This window comes from Flavobacterium soyae, from assembly GCF_045348165.1.
GTDB lineage: Bacteria > Bacteroidota > Bacteroidia > Flavobacteriales > Flavobacteriaceae > Flavobacterium > Flavobacterium soyae.
Genome location: NZ_CP150845.1, coordinates 3806323 through 3825575, shown reverse-complemented (window position 1 = coordinate 3825575; position 19253 = coordinate 3806323). Strand labels below are relative to the sequence as shown.

The window sequence follows — 19253 nt, the reverse complement described above, 5'->3', positions numbered from 1 at the left end:
CTTATTTGCATTATCAAGCATTGAACCAGCATCAACAAGTGTTTGGCTGTAATCCCTGACACTCCACAGAATTTAAAAACTCCAAAGTCATTTGATTTTGGAGTTTTTTTATTTTTTTATTCAATTTAAATATTATTCTATGTTGGTGAGCTCTAATTTTAAAAAAGAAAATCGTTTGAAAAATTTCGTAAGCGCATTTCCTTTTTTTAATTTTTTCCGGAATAAGGAACATTCATTTTTGCGGTTTTTATATATCTGTTAGAGACTGTATCTGTATCAATTCCTTTCATCACGTAATTTATTTCTCTAAACCAGCTTTGTTTATCGGGAACATATTTTGTTGTTAAATTCCCTCCGTGATATGGATCGTAATAATTAACACTTGTAATTAATGTATCTCCTTTGACTTTATAAGAGCCCTCCGCAGAAATTTTTCCGTCTATAGTCGAATATTTTGGAATTTGAAGAACACTATATCTGGCATTTTGATACACAAAATGATATTGAAGCAGGGTATCTGCAGCAGTTTGTTCAGATGACAATTCTTTTTGATGTTTTAAATAAACATTGTAAACCTTTCCCTGAAGTTTAAATTTTGCAATCCATTTGCTGTCTTTTGTAATATCCGAAGAATCATAAACAGAACTTGATGAAGGCTGGATTACGGTTTTCTTTTTTTTCTTTTGTTGAGAATACGTAATGCTAATACTTAAAATTAAGGCAGATAATAGTAAAACTTTTTTCATATTTGAAATATCAAATGTTTTTTTATGTTATTAAATGACTTCCATTTCAGCGAATATAAGAAATATCTTTGTTTTTGGTAATCAAAAATAAAGCTGAAAAAATGCAGCCTTTTCATTATGAAAAAAATCTGCATCAAGAAATTAATTTCTTAACTTTAAATAAAACTTAAGCTTATGAAAACTAGAATGATATGGGGAAACTTGGTTTCTAATGATTTACAAAAAACAATTCAGTTTTATACTGCGTTAGGCTTCAAACAAAACGGAAAAGAAACGGATGAATTGGTAAGTTTCATTTTTGCTGAAAATAATTTTATAATTAATTTCTTTACTGCCAAAAGATTTGAAAATGCTTTAAGAAGCAAATTAACCGACACTACAAGCAATAATGAAATTATTTTTTCATTATCTGCAGACAGTAGAGAAGAGGTAGGCCTTTGGCTTGAAAAAGTTAAAAAAGCAGGCGGAAAAATATTCTCTGAACCTGAAAATTTTGAAAAAGGTTATACCTTTGGTTTTACTGATCCCGATGGGCATAAATTCAATTTTTTATATTGGCCGGGAATGTAATTATAGCTGATATATAAAAGCAAAATCATTCCATATGACTTATTGCCCAATTTTGAATTTCCTTAACAACTGACTTTAACGAAAGACCTTTAGCTGTAAGAGAATATTCTACTGTTGGAGGAACTGTTGCGTATGCTTTCCTTTTTATTATTTTTCTGGACTCTAACTCCTTAAGAGTTTTTACTAACATTCTGGTGTTAATGCCAGGAATTGCTTTTGAAAGTTCATTATATCTCATAGTTCCTGACATAAGATTGTTAATTATGGTCATCGTCCATTTTCCCGAAAAAAGATCCATTGCTTCCTGAAAAGGGCAAACTGAAATATTTTTTATCTTTTTCATCGCTTCTAAAGTCTATTTTTAGCCATTACTTTACTTTTGTAAACTATATACCAAATTGGTAACTTCTTGCAAATGTAAAACTTCAAACTTACATTTGCTAAAAAAACAATACTATGACAATTGAAGATATTAAAACATACTTACTTGAAAATTTTGAAGGATTAAATATTATAGAAGCGGATGGTGACTTGTTTTTTATGCATATGAATAATGACAAACTACCATTTGTTACACTTATCAATAAGGATAATGATTACGATAGTGTATCAAATCTAAATAGGGATGGTTTTTTCAGATTAAATTTCCCAATTAATAAAGAAATTTTCATATCTAAATTTGGAGGTTTGACAAATGATACAAAACTTGAAGCATATCTGAACATTGGGTTAGACTTTACACAAGAAGATACACTCTTTCCTCATCCAACTTACGGTTCATTAAACTGGGTTTGTATTGTTAATCCATCAAAAGAAACATTTGAAATAATAAAGCAATATTTAAAGACATCATTTGAAAGGTTATAAATCTTTATTTCATTTTGCTTTTTTTGAGTACAATTAATACTCAACCAATTCAATATCCATAGTTTTTATAAGTCCGTTATCAAAATAAAACCTCTAATATGACCCAATAAGAGATTTTAAATTGCCGTTGTATTTTACTCAACCCTAAACCTTTCATTTTTGCAATCAATAATCAATTTATGGTTTAAAAAGATTTTATTCCCAATCATTCCCTGCATTCCTGAGCTTTTCATTAAAAAAGTCTGCATTTTTGAAACTCCTTCGATATACGTTACTTCCGAAATTTTTAATTGCGTACCTCCAAACTGCATTTCTTTATTTGCAGGAGCAGAAATCACTGTCAGTAGATTTTCCCATGAATTTCCTTTTTCGACTTTTAATTTGCTGTTTTTGAGCTTATATTTTTGCCATTCTTCTTTATTTATAATCAATTCATAACCACTGGTTCCGGAATCATAAAGGAGTTTTAAATCCTGATTTTCAATTTTTGCAGTAAAAAGGAGTTTACGTTTCTTAAATTCAAATTTTGTAAATCCGTTTTCGATTTCATTTTCAGTAAATGCGCAGGTGTTATTTCTAAAATCTAAAGAAACTGTTCTTTTTTCTAATAAGTCAGTTCCAATTGTTCCTATGATATCGACAGAATCCGGGTTCTGTAAATCAACTTTTTTACCATAATTCAACAATTGAAAATTTTCAGAAGAAATGTTCAGGTTCTTTATTTTGAAATCTAACAGAATATCTTCTTGTTTTTCCTTAAGCTCAATTTGTTTAGCGAATTTTTCCTGAACAGACTGCAGTGATTTTTTATAGAATATAGTTACCGGTGAACCAAAGTCCAGCTGCATATAAAATGTTTTTTTAAGACCTTTTATTTGAACAGGCAAAAGAAGCGCAGCATAAGGATTTCCTTCATCTGATACCCATTTAATGGAGACGTTTTCTACATTTCCTGAAACTTTAAGGTAATTTTCCGAAGGGCTGAATTTTCTATCAAAATAAAAATAGCCGACAATTAATGAGAAGACAATAAGGACTAAAAATGCCTGCACGATTTTTTTAATTATTTTCATTACAATTTTTTCTGCAATATTGAGAATTGTAATGCGATTTAACCCAAAAACCAATATGACTTTTTTACGCCAATCTTATGACATAGACTATAAAATATTGTATTTCAGCTTTATATATAAGTCCGCTTTTTGAGTTAAACTCAATCCGTTTTTAAAAATTATATAAATATTTATGATTTTTAAGAGTACTAAAAAAACAATAAACAACGGAAAATTTAAAGAAAATGCTTTCTGAATAAATGGACTTACAATCATCAAAGTTCCAAGAACAAAAGTGTAAATAATCTGTACCGTCAAAATACTTTTTCCTAATTCTTTTGCTTTTGGTTCTTTCGATTTATAAGTTAAAATAGAAGGAAAAATAATATTTCCAAACGGAATAATAAGAGAAGACAAAGCAGAAAAATTAATAAGTTTAGCTCGTTTAATTTCAGGATCATTTTGTGAATCTGAAATTAAATTTTCAGGTTCAACTTCAAATGATTCTGCCAAAGCTTTGAGCGTAAAACCTTTTAGAGTATTTCCCGCTTCGATTCTTTGTATTGTTCGTAATGAAAGTCCTGATTTTTCGGCAAGTTCAGTCTGAGTCAGATGTTTTTCTTCTCTCAATATTTGAACTTTTGTTTTCATTTGCTTATTTTAATTATACTTTTTCGAACTGATTTTTCTTAACAGATTAGATTTTTAATAAACCGGTTCCCAAAGCTCAATTTTATTACCTTCTGTATCCATTATATGCACAAATTTTCCATAATCATACGTTTCGATATCATCAAGAACGGTTACGCCATTTGCTTTGAGTTTTTCTACAAGTCCTTCAATATTTTGAACGCGGTAATTTACCATAAAGTCTTTTTTTGACGGAGAAAAATATTCATCGCCTTTCTTAAAAGGACACCATTGCGTTGATTCTATCTGTTCAGGTTTATCAAGACTTCTGGATTCAAAACTTGCCGAACCCCACTCATTGATTTCTATTCCTAAATTTTCAACATACCAATCTTTAGTTTCCTTCGGATTTTCAAGAAAAAAGAAAATACCGCCAATTCCAGTAACTTTAGGAGTTGTATCGTCTGGTTGATTTTGTGAATCTGACATATTTTTAGCTTTTAGTTATAAAGGTTAGTTTTCTTTGACTAAGATAAAATTATTTTCATCACAAAGGATAAAATTTCAGTTAACAAATTTTAGAAAAGAAAAATCAGTTTTAAGCATTTCTATTTCATTTTCCTTAGTTTCCTGCTGCGCTTCTTTTGCATAAACAAACATTCTTTCTTCGTAATTATGTATAGCACTTTCAATAGTTTCAAATTCCCCGCTTAGTAGATTTTCAGATAAAATTAAAGCATCCAGAAGTCCAATACTAGCGCCTTTTCCTGCAAAAGGAGGCATTAAATGTGCGGCATCGCCAATAAGTGTAATAGGCAAGGGGCGGTTATTTTTCCATGCTTTTTCTACAGAAATCTTTTTAGTTGGTAATCCGGTAAAGAAAGAAGTGGTATGAAATAACTCTTTATAAGATTCATCCCAATCAAAAAGCTTATTTGAAAGAAATGCTGCGACATTTTCTGTGTTTTGAAAATCGAGATTTAACCCTTCAGGCATTTTAAAAATTACATTATAACTTAAAGTATTGTTGTTTTTAGGATTTGCAGCCAACAAATTACCATTGTTAGCAGCCATCAAAATTTTGTCATCGCATAATTTATAAAAACCTAAAGATTTTGCTTGTGATGCAGAAACTTCACCTTGAATCATATATGTTCCTGTAAGTTCAATTTCGGCATCTGTAATATATTTTCTAATAGAAGTCATGCCGCCATTTGCACCAATAATAAAATCAGCAGCTATAGTTTTTCCGTTTTCAAAATGCAAATGCCATTCTCCATTTTGTTCCTCAATTTCAGTCAGTTTACTATCCCAAACAACTGTATTTTCTTTTAAACTGTCAATTAAAAGTGTTCTTAAATCATTTCTATTAATTTCAGGAGCGTCATATAGTTCTTCTTCAGTAATTTCTTTACTAAACAATACATTTCCTTTATAATCAGTCATAATTCTCCCCATCGGAATCGCTATTTTATAATACGTATCAAGCAATCCCGCTTTCTGCATCGCGTCCTGACCTGAACCTTTATGTAAATCAAGCGTTCCGCCCCAAATTCTTGCTTTTGGATCTTTATCTCTTTCGTAAACCGTAACATCAATTCCGTTTTGCTGAAGTAATCTGGCCATTGTTAAACCAACCGGACCAGCACCAATAATGACCGTTTTTTTATTTGTAAGTAACATAATTTTTGCTGTTTAATTAGGTTACAAAATTGGAAAAGGGTTGTGAGATGAAATAGTAAAAATCAGTCGTTTTTGATATTCAGCTTTTTAATCGCCACAATATCCATAAAACGATTGTCTTTGTTTCTGCTTAATTCTTTTGGCGTAACGCCGGAGTATTTCTTGATTTCTTTGATAAAATGATTTTGATCTGTGAAGTTTTGTTCCGGAAAAAGGATGCCTTCACTGATAGGTTTAAACGAAGAGCCAAAACGCAGAATATTGCAATAAGTTTTTAACGAAATGCCAAATTGCTGATTAAAGTAACGATTAATCTGACGGCTGCTCCAAAACACGTTTTCAGAAAGTTCCTTTACCGTTATAGAGCCTTTTGAAAAATAAATAAGTTCGAATAATTTCTTTTTTCGATTGTCAATATTTGGTATTAAAATTCGGTTTATTATCTGGGTCGCTTTACCGCAAAAGTTTTCAAAAGTGCTTAAATCATCTGCTTCAAACTGCCAGACTTCATCTGAAATAATTTTTCCGTCATTTAAAACATCTTTGATCGAACCTCCAAATAAATATTCTACGGCAAGCAGTTTAAAGCCAATGGAAAACATTTTTGCTCCAACGGGAATAGTAATCTGACCCGGAATTGTGTCTAAACCTCGAATTGTTTTCTGCCAGTTATCAGCATTTAAATTCATTACCGCCAAATCAACCATTCCGTTTGGTAAAACAGTTGATGGAATATCCTTTCCCGTATTGTTTTCCAGCATCCAAAAGCTGTGAACAAAATGCAAAATCGAATTATCGGGTAAGGCTGATTGAATTAGCAGGCTCATTTATTAGATAATAATATTATTGTAAAATTAAATATTAGTTTTCAGTCGCAGTCTCGGTTTTCAGTTTTTTCAGAACCGTAAACTACGACTGAAAACTGAGACTAAATAACAGTTCTTCTCTCAGCTGGCCTAAAATACCATGAAGCAACTGTTAAAACCAATAATAATGTCGGTCCAAAATATGCTATACCAGAATCACCTACAGCAAAATGAGAGAAAATAGCGCCGCTCATGGCAAAAAAGAATCCTGCGTAAGCCCATTCTTTTAATAAAGGGAATTTCGGAATTAAAATGGTTATAACACCTAAAATTTTCCAAACGCCTATAATGGTTAGAAAGTAAAGCGGATAACCTAAATGCGCCATCATATCGGCTTCTTCTTTCATTTTTATAATTTGTACAATTCCTGTTGAAGTCATTCCTAATGCCAGCCAAATTGTGGCAATCCAATAAATAATTTTGTTTCTTTTGCTCATAACGAATTTATTTAAGTTTGTTTACTATTTCCTGTAAGCGATTGTGTGCGAAATTCATACCTTGTGCAAAAGGTAATTTCAATTGTTGATCTCTGTGTTCTACCGATTTGTAGATAATTTGCATCGTAAGTCTGCTTGTATCTTCTGTAAGTTTTTCAAACTCCAAAAATTCTAACTGAGGCGCAAAATTGGCATTATCCATTTCAAAAGTTCTGGTAATTCTTTCATTTGGAACAAAATTATGTATTACGCCATTGGCACTAAATACAACATTTCCGTTGGGATCTTTGGTTTCAAACTGCCAGCCGCCATGCTGTCTATTTTCTAATTTTACCACTTTTGTTCCCATCCATTGTTCCACAATTTCGGGCTCTGCATAAGCTTTAAAAAGCAAATCAACCGGAAGATCAAATTCTCTTGTAATTACAATTTCCTGCTGGCCGTTTTCGGCATTAATTTTTGTTTTGCGTTCCATAAATTAATCTTTTTTGGGTTTATAGTTTTTCATTATGCTTTCTAATTTATTAAAACGATCGTCCCACATTTGGCGAAAAGGTTCAATAAAATCAGCAACTTCTTTTATTTTTTTCGGATTTATATAATAGTAAATCTCGCGTCCGTTTTGCTTTTGGTCAAGGAGTTCACATTCCGTTAATATTTTAATATGTTTCGAAATGGTCTGTCTTGACGAATCAAAATTTCCCGCTATGGTTCCTGGCGTCATCGCTTGTATGGCCACCAAATTTAAAATTGCTCTTCGCGTTGGATCGGCAATTGCCTGAAAAACATCTCTACGTATTTCCATTATGCAGTTATTTGACTGCAAATATAATGAAGTCATTTGACTGCGCAATATTTTTTTTGATTTTTTTTTCACCATGCGTTAAACTGGATCAAAATCCAGCCTTACAATATAAATCGAGCCTGGGGCCTTTCTTCAAAGGATGGAAGTTCCGAAGGAACGATTCATACTGCAGCAACAGATTTTAATTCGTTGAAACGGTGCATATTCATTTTGTTAATTTTTACCAATAAAATTCAAAATTTTTATAATTTTAAATTCATTAAAAAAGAAGAAAACATGAATAATAATGCTAGAGTGTTTCAATATTCATTCGCAAGTATTTATCGATTATACAAGGAAAAAGTAGAGAAGAAGGGACGTACGGCAGAAGAAGTAGATACTGTTATACTCTGGCTTACGGGTTATAACGATAAACAATTTAGAGATCAGATTGAAAAGAAGGCTGATTTGCAGGCATTTTTTGCAGAAGCACCAAACCTGAACCCAAATGCATCTAAAATTACAGGCGTAATCTGCGGTTACCGAATTGAAGATATAGAAGATCCGTTAATGCAAAAGATTCGCTATATGGATAAATTAGTAGATGAATTGGCGAAAGGAAAGAAAATGGAAAAAATCCTAAGGGAATAGAATAAAAAAGTCGTTTTAATTCTAAAACGACTTTTTTATTTAAAATCAACATTTGGAATTTGTATTTTTAAAATTGGAATTTAAACCTTTTACATTCCGTCAGGCAATCTATCTGCTTCATTTTTACTTCTGTTAAAACGATAAATAACATTAAGGTTGATGTATCTTCCTTGCGATCTGGCTTCAGATACTAAATAGTAATATTGAGTTGTAATTTTTTCTGTCGTAATCTGCGAATTAAATAAATTATTTACGTTTAAAGTTACAGACATTTTATCTTGAAGAAAATCCCTGCTCAAGCCCAAATTAGCACTATACTGTGCTTCTGTAAGCGATTGAACTCCCTGATTTTTTCCTCGGTATCTAAAACTGAATTCTCCTGAAATAATTTTAGGAAACTTAACAACAGATCTAAAATTAGACAGCCAGGTTTGATCTTCGGCACTATAATTTACGTTTTCAAAAGTTCCCTGCTGTTTGAATTTGTAATAATTAAAATCTAAAGCCAGCCTAAGCCATTTTGTTGGATTATAAGTTGTTGAAACTTCTGCACCGTAACGATCTTCAGTATCAAGGTTTACAGGCGTGCTTACAAAATAATTTTCATCTGTACGTTTTACTATATACTCAAAATAATTGGTGGTATGCTGATAATAAAGAGACGGATTAATACTTAGTTTTCCTGGTTTTGCCAATAATGTCAACTCAAAAGAATTAGTAAACATTGGGTTCAAATCTGGATTTCCTACTGTTAGGTTTCTTAAATCTGAAACTCCCGAAAACGGATTTAACTGCCAGAATCTCGGTCTGTTTATTCGTTTACTGTAACTCAATTGTAAATCTGTTTTTTCGGTTAAATTATATACAAAATGCAGTGTAGGGAAGAGGTTAATGTAATTTTTAGAGTTATTAAAAGTATTTTTTGTATCGGCAATTTTTATATCTGACAGTTCAGAACGCAGACCTAACTGGTAATTAAACTTTTTATATTTGCTTGAAAACTGAAAATAAGCGCTGTACAAATTTTCATCGTATTTCAATTTATTGGTAAATTGTTCCTGCAATACATTGTCCAGAATGGTGTGATAATCACTTCTCAGCGCACGCAGATCGCTTCTAATTCCCATTTCAATTTTAGAATTTTCAGAAATTGGGTCTACAAAATCTGATTTTATAAAAATATCATTACTGCTTTCTATATCTCTCGAATACAAATTAGAAACCGAGGCGTTAAAAGGATACGTTTTTTGCTGCGTAATATATTGGTTTTCATCATCATTCCAAAAATCATATTGTAAACTTGTTGTCCATTTTTTATCCTTTCTGTCAAACGTTTTTACATAATTTAATTCTAATGCGTTGTAAATTTGAGGTTCTTTATACTTTTCAGATCTCGAAATAATACTGTCAGTAACATTATTCGCATCTGCATAATTGTAATTGTAATGCATTTTGTTGTTATTATTGTTCTTACTGCGGTAATAACTTCCTGTTAATGTATTTTTTGAATTGATATAATAATCCCCGCCAACATACATATTATAGATGCCAATACTTCGTTTCATATCATCATACTGGTTTAAAATTGTCGTTGTACCATTATCTGTATTAGTCTGAAACTGTTTGTTGTAACCATAAATATCTAAATAGCGGCAGCCCAAATTTCCAAAAAGATTTACCTTTTCTGTCTTATAACTCACATTAGCATTTAAGTTATGTCTTGCAGGATTTCCAATTCCGGCCTGAAGCGAACCATTAAAGCCTTTCATTGTGTTCTTTTTCATAATAATATTAATGATTCCTGCACCGCCCTGCGCTTCATAAGCAGAAGAAGGATTGGTAATAACTTCTACTTTTTCAATATTTGCCGCCGATATTTGCGATAAACCATTATTTGCCGTCAGCATAGACGGTTTTCCATTTATTAATACCGTAACGCTGCTGTTTCCTCTAAGGCTTACAACTCCTGCAATATCTACATTTACTGAAGGAACATTATTTAAAATATCATTAGCAGATCCTCCGCTGGATAAAATATCTTTACCAACATTAAAGACTTTTTTGTCAATTTTCATTTCTACTGCTGATTTTTCGGCAATAACATTTACTTCGTTTAATTGATTTATACTCTCTTCTAAAAGAATGTCTTTCATGACAATATCTTTATTCAATTGAATATTTTCGACCGTAAAAGATTTATACGACATATAAACGGCTTTAAGCTGATAATTTCCGGGATTGCTTTTTAAAATGTAATTTCCATCAGCGTCTGTAACGGCTTCTTTTTTATTTTCTACAGATGATAATAAAAGCGTTACATAAGGTAATGCCTGTTTGGTTTTAGAATCTACTATTTTTCCTTTAATAATAAATTGTGATGTTTGTGCTCCGGATGTAAATCCGAAAAGCAAAATGATTAATAATGCAAACTGTTTCATTTTTTGATTGGTTTAGAATTTTAAGCAAAACTCCTTTTTAATTTCACTCAAAATTTACACACATGATATAAGGGCGATTATTGCGTATAAACAATCAAATAGAAACCATAAATCGTGTTTATAGCCAATTTTTATATGTTTGTATCTTTTTTTTGCATGTTCATCGACAACTATTTTGTCTTTCTAAATAAATGTTAACTTTGATTTTACTTAAAGCTGCTAAGGTTCTGAGATACTGAGATTCTAAGTTTTTTAGAACAAAACAATAGAGCTTTAGAAAAAATCTTAGTATCTCAGAACCTTAGCAGCTCAGCAACTTAAAAACCATGACACCATTCGAAAAAATTATAAATTTCTCTAAAGACCACAGGATTAGTACCCATATCATTTTTTGGGTATTCATTTTTATTATGTTCTTTAGTAAAAACACTTCTTCTGATCCTGAAGAATTAAAGGTTGATATAGCATACACGCTGTATTACGAATTGTTTTCTATCATTGGGGCTTATTTTATGTCTTATAGAATTTTACCTCGTTTAATGGCACCACAAAAACATAATAGAGTTTGGGCAGAATTTATTCTGGGTAGTTATGTAATCTCTGTTACTGCCAGGATTTCAATGGTGTATGGCTTAGAGGGCTTTACACGAAAACGGCCTTTTAATCAGGAACCCATTGCTGAAATCCTGACCGATTTACCTACTTTATTTGGAGCTTATTTTTTGCACATACTTTCTTTGTCTATATTTTTTATTTTTATAAAATTGATAAAAGACCAGTATGTCATTCAGAAAAGGTCTTTGCTGCTCGAAAAGCAAAAAGCAGAAACCGAATTAAAAATCTTAAAAGCACAATTGAATCCTCACTTTTTGTTTAATACACTCAATAATATTTATTCTCTTTCTATTGTAAATTCTCCAATAACCTCAAAATCAATTGCTGTCTTATCTGAAATATTAGATTGTATTTTATACCGCTGCAGTTCGACTTATGTTCCAATTTCTCAGGAAATTTCCTTGCTTGAAAATTATATTACACTCGAAAAACTGAGATATGATGAACATTTAAACGTAGTATTTAATCATTCCATAGATCATAATAAATCTATTGCGCCTTTGATTTTGCTTTCTTTGGTCGAAAATGCTTTTAAGCATGGGGCAGGAGAGGACACAGGAAGTTCTCCAAACATTCAAATTGATTTGAAACTGCAAAACGATCATTTTGAGTTTAAGATTGTAAACTCCATAAATAAAATTGACAGCGAATCTGGAAATGGAAAAATTGGATTAAATAATATTATCCAGCAGCTTGATAAAATTTATCCGGAACATTATACTTTTGATGTTGCTAAAACCGAAAAGGATTTTACGGCTTATTTACAGATTAATTTAGCAACCGAATATAATTTAGCTTAAAATGAAAATAAAGTGTTTATTAGTCGACGACGAGCCTTTAGCAATCAGCTTATTGCAGAACCATATCAGCAAATTAGATTATTTTGAAGTCGTGGGTACTTGTCCAAACGCTTTAAAAGCCGCCGACGTTTTGCGTACAACTGCTGTAGATTTAATGTTTTTAGATATTAAAATGCCGCAGATTACGGGAATCGATTTTTTAAAAACATTAAAGAATCCGCCGGCTGTTATTTTTACTACCGCTTATCGTGAATATGCCTTAGAAAGTTATGAACTTGATATTGTAGATTATCTTTTAAAACCAGTTACTTTTGATCGTTTCTTTAAAGCGGCAGATCGTTATTTAAGAATCAGCGGGCCGGTAAACAGCAAGATAATTACACCTTCGCAGGAAGATTATATTTACATTAAAAACGGGCCAAAATTCAATAAAATAAACGTCGATACTATTTTGTACATAGAAAGTGTCAAAGATTATATTATTGTGCATCAAAAAGAAGGAGTAAAATTAAATGCCAAATATAAAATCAGTGATATTGAAATAGAACTGCAGGATAAAAGCTTTTTAAGAATTCATCGCTCTTTTATTATTAATCTAAAAAATATCACAGCATTTACCGCTTATGATGTCGAAATTGGAAATATTGAGATTCCAATAGGTGCAAGCTATAAAGAGTATGTTTTTAAAATCTTAAAGAATTCATAGAAAATAAAAACTCCTTAAAAGAATAATTTAAGGAGTTTTTAGTCTTGTTTTTAATGGTTAGACCAGGATAGCAAAGCTTATATTTTCTTGAGCGTAATTTTCATCTCTTTACTGTCCAAAATTAATTCATCACTTGTAATAGTACTTTCGCAAGGATACGGGGTTCCAACTTCATCTTTAATTACTAAATTTTTTCCCCCTTTTGTCAATGCATAAGTACCATTTGTTATTTCTCGTGTTAGAAATCCGGTAACATGCCCATCTTTTGTAAATGTTAAGGTTCCATCTGTTAAAATTACAGTTTTTAAAGAATCCGAAATAGGAATTTTCGGTTCTACCGCTGTTATTTTCCAAGAGTTTACCAATTTATTTCTACCCTTAGAACATGAAATCATTAATACTGCAGCCAATGCAAGTGTGAAGATAAATAATTTAGAATTTTTCATGATTTTGTGATTAAAAATTAGAAATGAAAAGTTACAAAAAAAAAAAGTAATTCTAACATTATAGTCACAGAAAGTGAATTTATGATATCTGATTTCTACTATTTTAAACTAAATAAGAAAAGATTAAAGAACTTTGATAAATTAATTTAAAGTCAAAGCACCCAGAATTTCTTCATACATAAATGGTCCTCCGGGATAAGTTGCTGTATAATCCAGGTTCATCCAGACCTGACCACGTTCGTCAATATGGTAATGCAGATTTTTGCCGTAACTTTCTCTTTGAAAAAGTACGTTTTTAATTAAATAATTAACTTTTTCCAGATCAATCATAGAACCAATTAATATTTCGGGATAAATATGGCCTTTTGTATGAATAAGTCTTGGAGTTCCGCCAATAGACCGAATTGCCGCCGCCATTAAAATAGAATGATCGTCGCAGTCTCCTGAAAAATATTCTAATGACTCGCTGGCCGTAGCAATATAATCGCCTTCTTTAGGGTCATTGACATAATTCCAGCGGCTGTTTATTTCTTTAAAAACAGCAAAACACTGAATAATTGTCCTGTAATCAGAATAGCCTTTAATGCCTTTAAAATGCTTTGTAGTGGCCATAATGGCAAAATTTCGAACTTTCGGATTTTGATATTCGATGGCGCTTAGAATTTTTGATTTATTGGGAAACGGAAGCAGTTTTGCCACAATTATATCCTGCGGATACGGATTGTCTGACATGGTATAAATCATCGAATTATAATCTTCAGAAATCTCGCTGAAACCATAATTTCCAATAACCGATCCGTAAAATAAAATCAATAAATAAACCGCTACACATAAAATTATTATGGTTCGCAGATACATCAGCAGAAAGAAAACAGCGGCAAAAACAAAAATGAATATAAAAACACGATCCAGATTAAAGGCCCACTCTAAATCAATAAGGTTTTGATGCAGAATGATAAATATTGGAATGGTAATAAAAAGACTCAACACAGAAATAATAATCCTATCCCAAGGCGATTTCACCTGTAATTTAGATTTTAATTGCGGAAGGTCAATTTTAGGGAAATTTATCATAAGAATCAAAAAAGCAGTTTTTACAGCGCCTTCACCGTTTCAACAAAAGTACTTTTTTTATCAATAATTCCCAGATCAAATAATTGATTTTGAATTTTGATAAATGCTTTTTCACTTAAATGTTTTTGTGACCATTGTGTTAGTTTCAGCCATTCCTGAATATCCTCAGCTTTTTGATTAAATAACTCGGCCAAAGTCTTGTCGATATCAGGAATCTGTGCAAAATCATGCGTAGTTTTATTGATAATTTCCAATACTTTTTCAACCGTTTTTGGGTTCTTTTTTAAGAATTCATCACGAACCGCTATAACAAACGAAGGCCATGGAGTAGGGCAGTCGCCAACACGCCTGAAAATTCCCTGGTCAACAAGAGGTTTTGTCATAAAACGTTCCCACATAAAATAATCTGCAGTTCCGTTTGTCAGGGCTTCAACAGCACCGTCGATAGTGTTTACAATTTCAAATTGCAGATTATCACTGTTCCAGCCTTGTTCACTTGCATTTACATAAGCCATTAATTGTGAGCCCGAACCTATCCTTGAAATCGCTATTTTCTTGTTTTCTAAATCTTTTACAGTCTCGAAACCTGATTTTGCTGCTACGTGAATTCCCCAAATTAATGGTGACTGCACATAAATCTGCACAATTTTACTCGGATTTCCTGCTGTTATATCTTTTACAATTCCTTCTGTTAAAATAACGGCCATATCAGCTTCGTCGTCACGCAGCATCTGACACATTTTTCCGGTACCCTCAGGAACATTTTTCCATTGTAAATCGATATTTTCTGCTTCAAATTCGCCATTTTCAATGCATAAATGCCATGGCAGATTGAAGTGTTCAGGAACACCTGCAATTTTTACAGTTTTCATTATAGTTTAAGTTTAAGTTTGGTATGCGTATTCTTAAGTATGTAAGTTTAGTTTTTTAGTAAATCGGCCCGGTGTTTATCTGAAAGGCAAGGTTCTGCATATTGAATAATTTCCTGAGACTCGTATTCGTTTAAAACACTTCTCACGATCGAATAATCGACATCACGAACTACTTCGACAGAAATAAAATTATCGTTCAGGCCTTCTGACAAACAATTTATTGCCCTTAGTTTTTCTCTGATAATTTCCTTGTCAAATCCTTTTTCTAAAATTATAACCTGAACAATCGAATTTCCTGAATTTTCTATAGTTTCTCTATAAACCAGATGTTTTTCATTTTCATCAAATTCAGCATAAAATAAATCATCCGTAGCAATTAAAGGGCCAAAAAATGGAATATTATCCAGCTTAAAAAGCCCTTTATCTAAATCTATAATTTCAGCCCACATAGTTTCTGAAACCGTATCTTCTAAATAATCGCTGTAATATTTAAATAATATTTTTTTATGTGTTTCCTGCATTATTCTATTTCGTTTATTATGGCTTTTAAGGATGATATAACTATGCGGTAACCATCAGGGTCCTGAATCATTTTTCCGTTTTCGTTCCAGAAAGGATTAGCTGCAGTTATCGTTGCAATATTATGGCGTATAAGTTTATGAATTAATTCATTATAATCTGAAATTGTTTTAGGATAAAGTATAATTACATCGTCTTCATCAAAAGAATGATTGGCTTCTGTATGAGACTGTGTAAATTCAAAGTGCCAGTCTAAACCCGATTTGCCAATAAAAATACCGTCATAATTATTATGATTCTGAAAATCTCCTAATCGTTCAAAACCCAAAACATTGACATAAAAATTTTCAATTTTTTCTAGGTCATTGGTATGTCTGGCTACTCTTAAAAACATAATCTAAGATTTTATCTGATTGATATGATGTTCTAAATGTTCTACATAATCAGTCATGAGAAACCTTAGATCGATTACAGATTCATCACTCAAAATAATTTTATAATCTAAGGCTTTTTCATCAACAGATTTCATTAATCTCACAATCTGCTTGTTTAATACAAACCATAATTGCAGGAGCTCATCAGGATCCATTGTTTGATACTGATTTAAATTTACTAAATCTATTTGATTATACGGTCGATGCTGGTAAGGTTTTGCTGCATAATTAATTTCTGTAAAACGAACCAAATTATGAATAGCAGAATCTGTTAAATGACCTAAAATTTCTTTTTTAGACCACTTTCCAGGTATTTTGGCTTCTAAAGCTTCATTACTTAACGTTGAGAAATGATTAACATTTTCGTTCAGTAATTTTTCAAATTTAAGAATAGCCGTTTGCATTATTTAATACTTGAAAGTTTATTTAGTGTATACGTAATCAATGCATCTACAGCTTTATAAGGATCTTCGCTAAAAGTTCCCGAAGCACGATTGGCAATAATTGCATTTAAAGATAAGGCATTATGTCCTAAAAGCGAAGAAAGCCCATAAATAGCTGCAGTTTCCATCTCTAAATTGGTAATGCGATTGTCATCAAAATCAAAATTATCCATTTTATTGTTTAATTCTTCATCCTGAATATTCAATCTCAAAACACGTCCCTGCGGCCCATAAAATCCTCCTGCTGTTACTGTTATTCCTTTGAAAATTTTATCAGATTCAATAATTTTTTCCAGTTTTTCAGAACACGGAATTACATAAGGTCTTCCTTTTCTAATATCCCAATTGGTATGATGAATAAAAGCATCTTCAAGAGCCGTATTCGAAACTTCGTCAATTAAATAGGAGCGAAGCATATTATCTAATCCAAGTCCGAATTTTGACATTACAAAGCTGTCTACAGGAATATCTGCCTGCAAAGAACCCGAAGTTCCAATTCTAACAATATTTAAAGAGGTTAATTTTTCTTTTGGCTGACGTGTTTTTAAATCGATGTTTACCAAAGCATCCAATTCGTTTAAAACAATATCAATATTATCAGGTCCAATTCCGGTTGACATTACAGAGATTCTTTTTCCTTTGTAAATTCCGGTTTGGGTTTTAAATTCTCTTTTTTGTGTAGAATATTCAATCGAATCAAAAAACTGAGTAATTTTTTCGACTCTATTCTGGTCTCCAACAAAAATAATATCGTTGGCAATATGTTCAGGACGAAGGTTTAAGTGGTATACACTTCCGTCCGGGTTAAGTATTAATTCTGATTCTTTTATCATTTTTTTTAAGGTACTAAGGTTCTGAGGTACAAAGGGACAAAGGTTTTTCTGTAGAGGCGCACAGCTGTGCATCTATAAAATTCCAAAATTTAAATTCCAAATTCCAAATTCCAATTACTCAAATTTACACAAAGCTTTGTGAACTTTGCATTTTTATAAAAGCCTTAAAGTAAATATTCTTAGCGAAATTTGCGTTAAATTCATTCAGTTTGGAAATCTAAAATCAGAAATCTAAAATTATCTACCCGCCCACACGCTTCGTTTTAAATCCTTTTTCTTTTAAAATTGCCATAATTTTGTCGCGATAATCGCCTTGAATGATGATAGAATCATCTTTAAAAGTACCGCCAACACTCAATTTTGTTTTGATTTCTTTGGCTAATACTTTAAAATCTTCATCGCTTCCTTCATAACCTTCAATTATAGTCGTTGGTTTTCCTTTGCGTTTTTCAAATTTACAGATCATAGGTTCTTTCTGTACATACAAAACATGTTCCTGCTCCTGAATTTCCTCAGGTTCATTTGATTCTTCGTGATCTGGAAATAAGTTTTTTAACTGATCTTTTAAATCCATAATTTTTTTATTCTAAAAAATAAATTCCAAATATTAAGGTTTTTAAAAATTAAATTCCAAATTCCAATGTAAGTTTGGAATTTGGAATTTTAATATTGGAATTTACTAAAGTTTTATTTTTTTATTAAACCTAATTCTACCAAACGTTCGTGTAAAAACTCGCCCGCTGAGATATCCTCATATTTCTTAGGATTCTCTGCATCAATACATTTATCTAAGCAATCCAAACGCATATCGCTTACAGGATGCATAAAAAACGGAACTGAATAACGAGAAGTTCCCCATAATTCTCTAGGTGGGTTTACAACCTGGTGAATTGTAGATTTAAGTTTATTATTGGTATGTCTTGACAACATATCACCCACATTAATAACCAATTCGTCGTCTGCCGCAATAGCGTCAATCCATTCGCCGTCATGGTTTTGAACCTGAAGTCCTTTACCCTGAGCACCCATTAACAAAGTGATTAAATTAATATCACCATGAGCCGCTGCACGAATTGCATTTTCTGGTTCAGAAGTAATAGGAGGATAATGAATTGGTCTTAAAATAGAGTTTCCTTCTTTTGCATATTCATCAAAATAAAACTCATCAAGTCCAAGGTGTAAAGCCAAAGCTCTTAAAACATAAATTCCGGTTTTTTCAAGCATTTGGTAAGCATCTTTACCAACCTCATTAAAGCGAGGCAATTCTTTAACTTCTACATTTTCAGGATATTCTGAAGCCCATTTAGATTCTTTATCAACATACTGGCCAAAATGCCAGAATTCCTTCAAATCTCCCTCTTTACGCCCTTTAGCATGTTCTTTACCAAAAGACACATAACCTCTTTGTCCGCCAATTCCGGGAATTTCATAATTATGCTTAGTTTCTACTGGCAAGGCGAAAAATTTTCTAATTTCACCATAAAGTTCGTCTACCAATTTGTCATCTAAGAAATGACCTTTTAAAGCTACGAAGCCAATGTTTTCAAATGCACTGCCGATTTCATTTACAAATTTTTGTTTACGTTTCGGGTCGTCCGAAAGGAAATCACGTAAGTCTACACTAGGAATGTTTTGCATACTTTACATTTTTATTTAAGAAAAAAAGGCGTATAAAGCCTTTCAATAACAAAGGTAGAGAATATTTTATATTTGAATTTTATAAATTACCATAAAATTTAGTTTTAAATCTATTTTTTAATACAAAATCTGAATAATTAATTTTAAAT

Annotated in this window: 25 protein-coding genes; 5 read left to right on the top strand and 20 right to left on the bottom strand. The window is 31.6% G+C overall.

All coding sequences use genetic code 11. The features are described 5' to 3' along the window. Positions 1–206: 206 nt before the first annotated feature. On the bottom strand, positions 207–746 hold the full coding sequence (locus tag AABD74_RS16405; protein WP_232678039.1) for a hypothetical protein: 540 nt from the start codon (positions 744–746) through the stop codon (positions 207–209). Between the two features lie 174 nt (positions 747–920). Here AABD74_RS16405 and AABD74_RS16400 point away from each other — a divergent pair, with 174 nt between their 5' ends. Further along, entirely contained in the window at positions 921–1316 is a 396-nt protein-coding gene (locus AABD74_RS16400) for a VOC family protein (protein WP_406843596.1), read from the top strand. A gap of 25 nt (positions 1317–1341) precedes the next feature. Here the strand turns inward: AABD74_RS16400 and AABD74_RS16395 are convergent, their stop codons facing one another. Then, on the bottom strand, positions 1342–1659 hold the full coding sequence (locus tag AABD74_RS16395) for a helix-turn-helix domain-containing protein (protein ID WP_232678046.1): 318 nt from the start codon (positions 1657–1659) through the stop codon (positions 1342–1344). A 113-nt stretch (positions 1660–1772) separates the two neighbouring features. On the opposite strand from AABD74_RS16395, the gene AABD74_RS16390 reads away from it, so the two are divergent. Continuing rightward, positions 1773–2183, top strand: coding sequence for a DUF6194 family protein (locus tag AABD74_RS16390; RefSeq protein ID WP_232678052.1), 411 nt, complete (start codon positions 1773–1775; stop codon positions 2181–2183). A 134-nt stretch (positions 2184–2317) separates the two neighbouring features. Here the strand turns inward: AABD74_RS16390 and AABD74_RS16385 are convergent, their stop codons facing one another. From AABD74_RS16385 to AABD74_RS16350, 8 genes are all read right to left on the bottom strand, one after another. Continuing rightward, positions 2318–3256: a hypothetical protein gene (locus AABD74_RS16385; RefSeq protein WP_406843595.1), complete on the bottom strand. Its 939-nt coding sequence runs from the start codon at positions 3254–3256 to the stop codon at positions 2318–2320. 87 nt (positions 3257–3343) lie between these two features. After that, positions 3344–3886 carry a helix-turn-helix domain-containing protein gene (locus AABD74_RS16380; RefSeq protein ID WP_406843594.1) on the bottom strand — a complete coding sequence of 181 codons (543 nt, stop codon included), beginning with the start codon at positions 3884–3886 and terminating at the stop codon, positions 3344–3346. A gap of 54 nt (positions 3887–3940) precedes the next feature. Then, complete coding sequence (locus AABD74_RS16375; protein WP_406843593.1) at positions 3941–4354, bottom strand: VOC family protein; 414 nt, start codon at positions 4352–4354, stop codon at positions 3941–3943. A gap of 75 nt (positions 4355–4429) precedes the next feature. After that, positions 4430–5548 carry an FAD-dependent oxidoreductase gene (locus AABD74_RS16370; protein ID WP_406843592.1) on the bottom strand — a complete coding sequence of 373 codons (1119 nt, stop codon included), beginning with the start codon at positions 5546–5548 and terminating at the stop codon, positions 4430–4432. A 62-nt stretch (positions 5549–5610) separates the two neighbouring features. Then, positions 5611–6375, bottom strand: coding sequence for a DUF6597 domain-containing transcriptional factor (locus tag AABD74_RS16365; protein WP_406843591.1), 765 nt, complete (start codon positions 6373–6375; stop codon positions 5611–5613). Between the two features lie 101 nt (positions 6376–6476). After that, on the bottom strand, positions 6477–6851 hold the full coding sequence (locus AABD74_RS16360; RefSeq protein ID WP_406843590.1) for a DoxX family protein: 375 nt from the start codon (positions 6849–6851) through the stop codon (positions 6477–6479). A gap of 7 nt (positions 6852–6858) precedes the next feature. Further along, positions 6859–7326, bottom strand: coding sequence for an SRPBCC domain-containing protein (locus tag AABD74_RS16355; RefSeq protein WP_406843589.1), 468 nt, complete (start codon positions 7324–7326; stop codon positions 6859–6861). A gap of 3 nt (positions 7327–7329) precedes the next feature. Beyond that, positions 7330–7656 carry an ArsR/SmtB family transcription factor gene (locus tag AABD74_RS16350; RefSeq protein ID WP_406843588.1) on the bottom strand — a complete coding sequence of 109 codons (327 nt, stop codon included), beginning with the start codon at positions 7654–7656 and terminating at the stop codon, positions 7330–7332. Between the two features lie 276 nt (positions 7657–7932). Here AABD74_RS16350 and AABD74_RS16345 point away from each other — a divergent pair, with 276 nt between their 5' ends. Continuing rightward, a complete protein-coding gene (locus AABD74_RS16345; RefSeq protein ID WP_232678063.1) occupies positions 7933–8286 on the top strand; it encodes a DUF2200 domain-containing protein in 354 nt (117 codons plus the stop codon). Positions 8287–8375: 89 nt separating this feature from the next. Here AABD74_RS16345 and AABD74_RS16340 read toward each other — a convergent pair whose 3' ends face one another. Next, positions 8376–10724, bottom strand: coding sequence for a TonB-dependent receptor domain-containing protein (locus tag AABD74_RS16340; RefSeq protein WP_406843587.1), 2349 nt, complete (start codon positions 10722–10724; stop codon positions 8376–8378). Positions 10725–11050: 326 nt separating this feature from the next. On the opposite strand from AABD74_RS16340, the gene AABD74_RS16335 reads away from it, so the two are divergent. Both AABD74_RS16335 and AABD74_RS16330 read left to right on the top strand, forming a co-directional pair. Further along, a complete protein-coding gene (locus AABD74_RS16335) occupies positions 11051–12139 on the top strand; it encodes a sensor histidine kinase (RefSeq protein ID WP_406843586.1) in 1089 nt (362 codons plus the stop codon). A 1-nt stretch (position 12140) separates the two neighbouring features. Then, a complete protein-coding gene (locus AABD74_RS16330) occupies positions 12141–12845 on the top strand; it encodes a LytTR family DNA-binding domain-containing protein (RefSeq protein ID WP_232678070.1) in 705 nt (234 codons plus the stop codon). Between the two features lie 77 nt (positions 12846–12922). Here the strand turns inward: AABD74_RS16330 and AABD74_RS16325 are convergent, their stop codons facing one another. The 9 genes from AABD74_RS16325 to AABD74_RS16285 all read right to left on the bottom strand — a co-directional run bounded on the left by AABD74_RS16325 (position 12923) and on the right by AABD74_RS16285 (position 19104). Further along, positions 12923–13291, bottom strand: a complete 369-nt coding sequence (locus tag AABD74_RS16325; protein WP_232678072.1) for a hypothetical protein — start codon at positions 13289–13291, stop codon at positions 12923–12925. A 141-nt stretch (positions 13292–13432) separates the two neighbouring features. Beyond that, entirely contained in the window at positions 13433–14365 is a 933-nt protein-coding gene (locus AABD74_RS16320) for a transglutaminase (protein WP_232678706.1), read from the bottom strand. A 20-nt stretch (positions 14366–14385) separates the two neighbouring features. Next, entirely contained in the window at positions 14386–15237 is an 852-nt protein-coding gene (locus AABD74_RS16315; protein ID WP_406843585.1) for a substrate-binding domain-containing protein, read from the bottom strand. Between the two features lie 47 nt (positions 15238–15284). Then, positions 15285–15758: a DUF4265 domain-containing protein gene (locus AABD74_RS16310; RefSeq protein ID WP_232678077.1), complete on the bottom strand. Its 474-nt coding sequence runs from the start codon at positions 15756–15758 to the stop codon at positions 15285–15287. Continuing rightward, positions 15758–16150, bottom strand: a complete 393-nt coding sequence (locus AABD74_RS16305) for a VOC family protein (protein ID WP_406843584.1) — start codon at positions 16148–16150, stop codon at positions 15758–15760. Before AABD74_RS16305 ends, AABD74_RS16310 begins: the two co-directional genes overlap by 1 nt. 3 nt (positions 16151–16153) lie before the next feature. Beyond that, positions 16154–16594, bottom strand: coding sequence for a DinB family protein (locus tag AABD74_RS16300; protein WP_406843583.1), 441 nt, complete (start codon positions 16592–16594; stop codon positions 16154–16156). Next, positions 16594–17466 (bottom strand): nucleoside phosphorylase, encoded by an 873-nt coding sequence (locus tag AABD74_RS16295; RefSeq protein WP_406843582.1) that lies wholly within the window; start codon positions 17464–17466, stop codon positions 16594–16596. Before AABD74_RS16295 ends, AABD74_RS16300 begins: the two co-directional genes overlap by 1 nt. 241 nt (positions 17467–17707) lie before the next feature. Beyond that, positions 17708–18040: a translation initiation factor gene (locus AABD74_RS16290; protein ID WP_232678085.1), complete on the bottom strand. Its 333-nt coding sequence runs from the start codon at positions 18038–18040 to the stop codon at positions 17708–17710. Between the two features lie 113 nt (positions 18041–18153). Beyond that, positions 18154–19104, bottom strand: coding sequence for an isopenicillin N synthase family oxygenase (locus tag AABD74_RS16285; protein WP_232678086.1), 951 nt, complete (start codon positions 19102–19104; stop codon positions 18154–18156). Between the last annotated feature and the right edge of the window lie 149 nt (positions 19105–19253).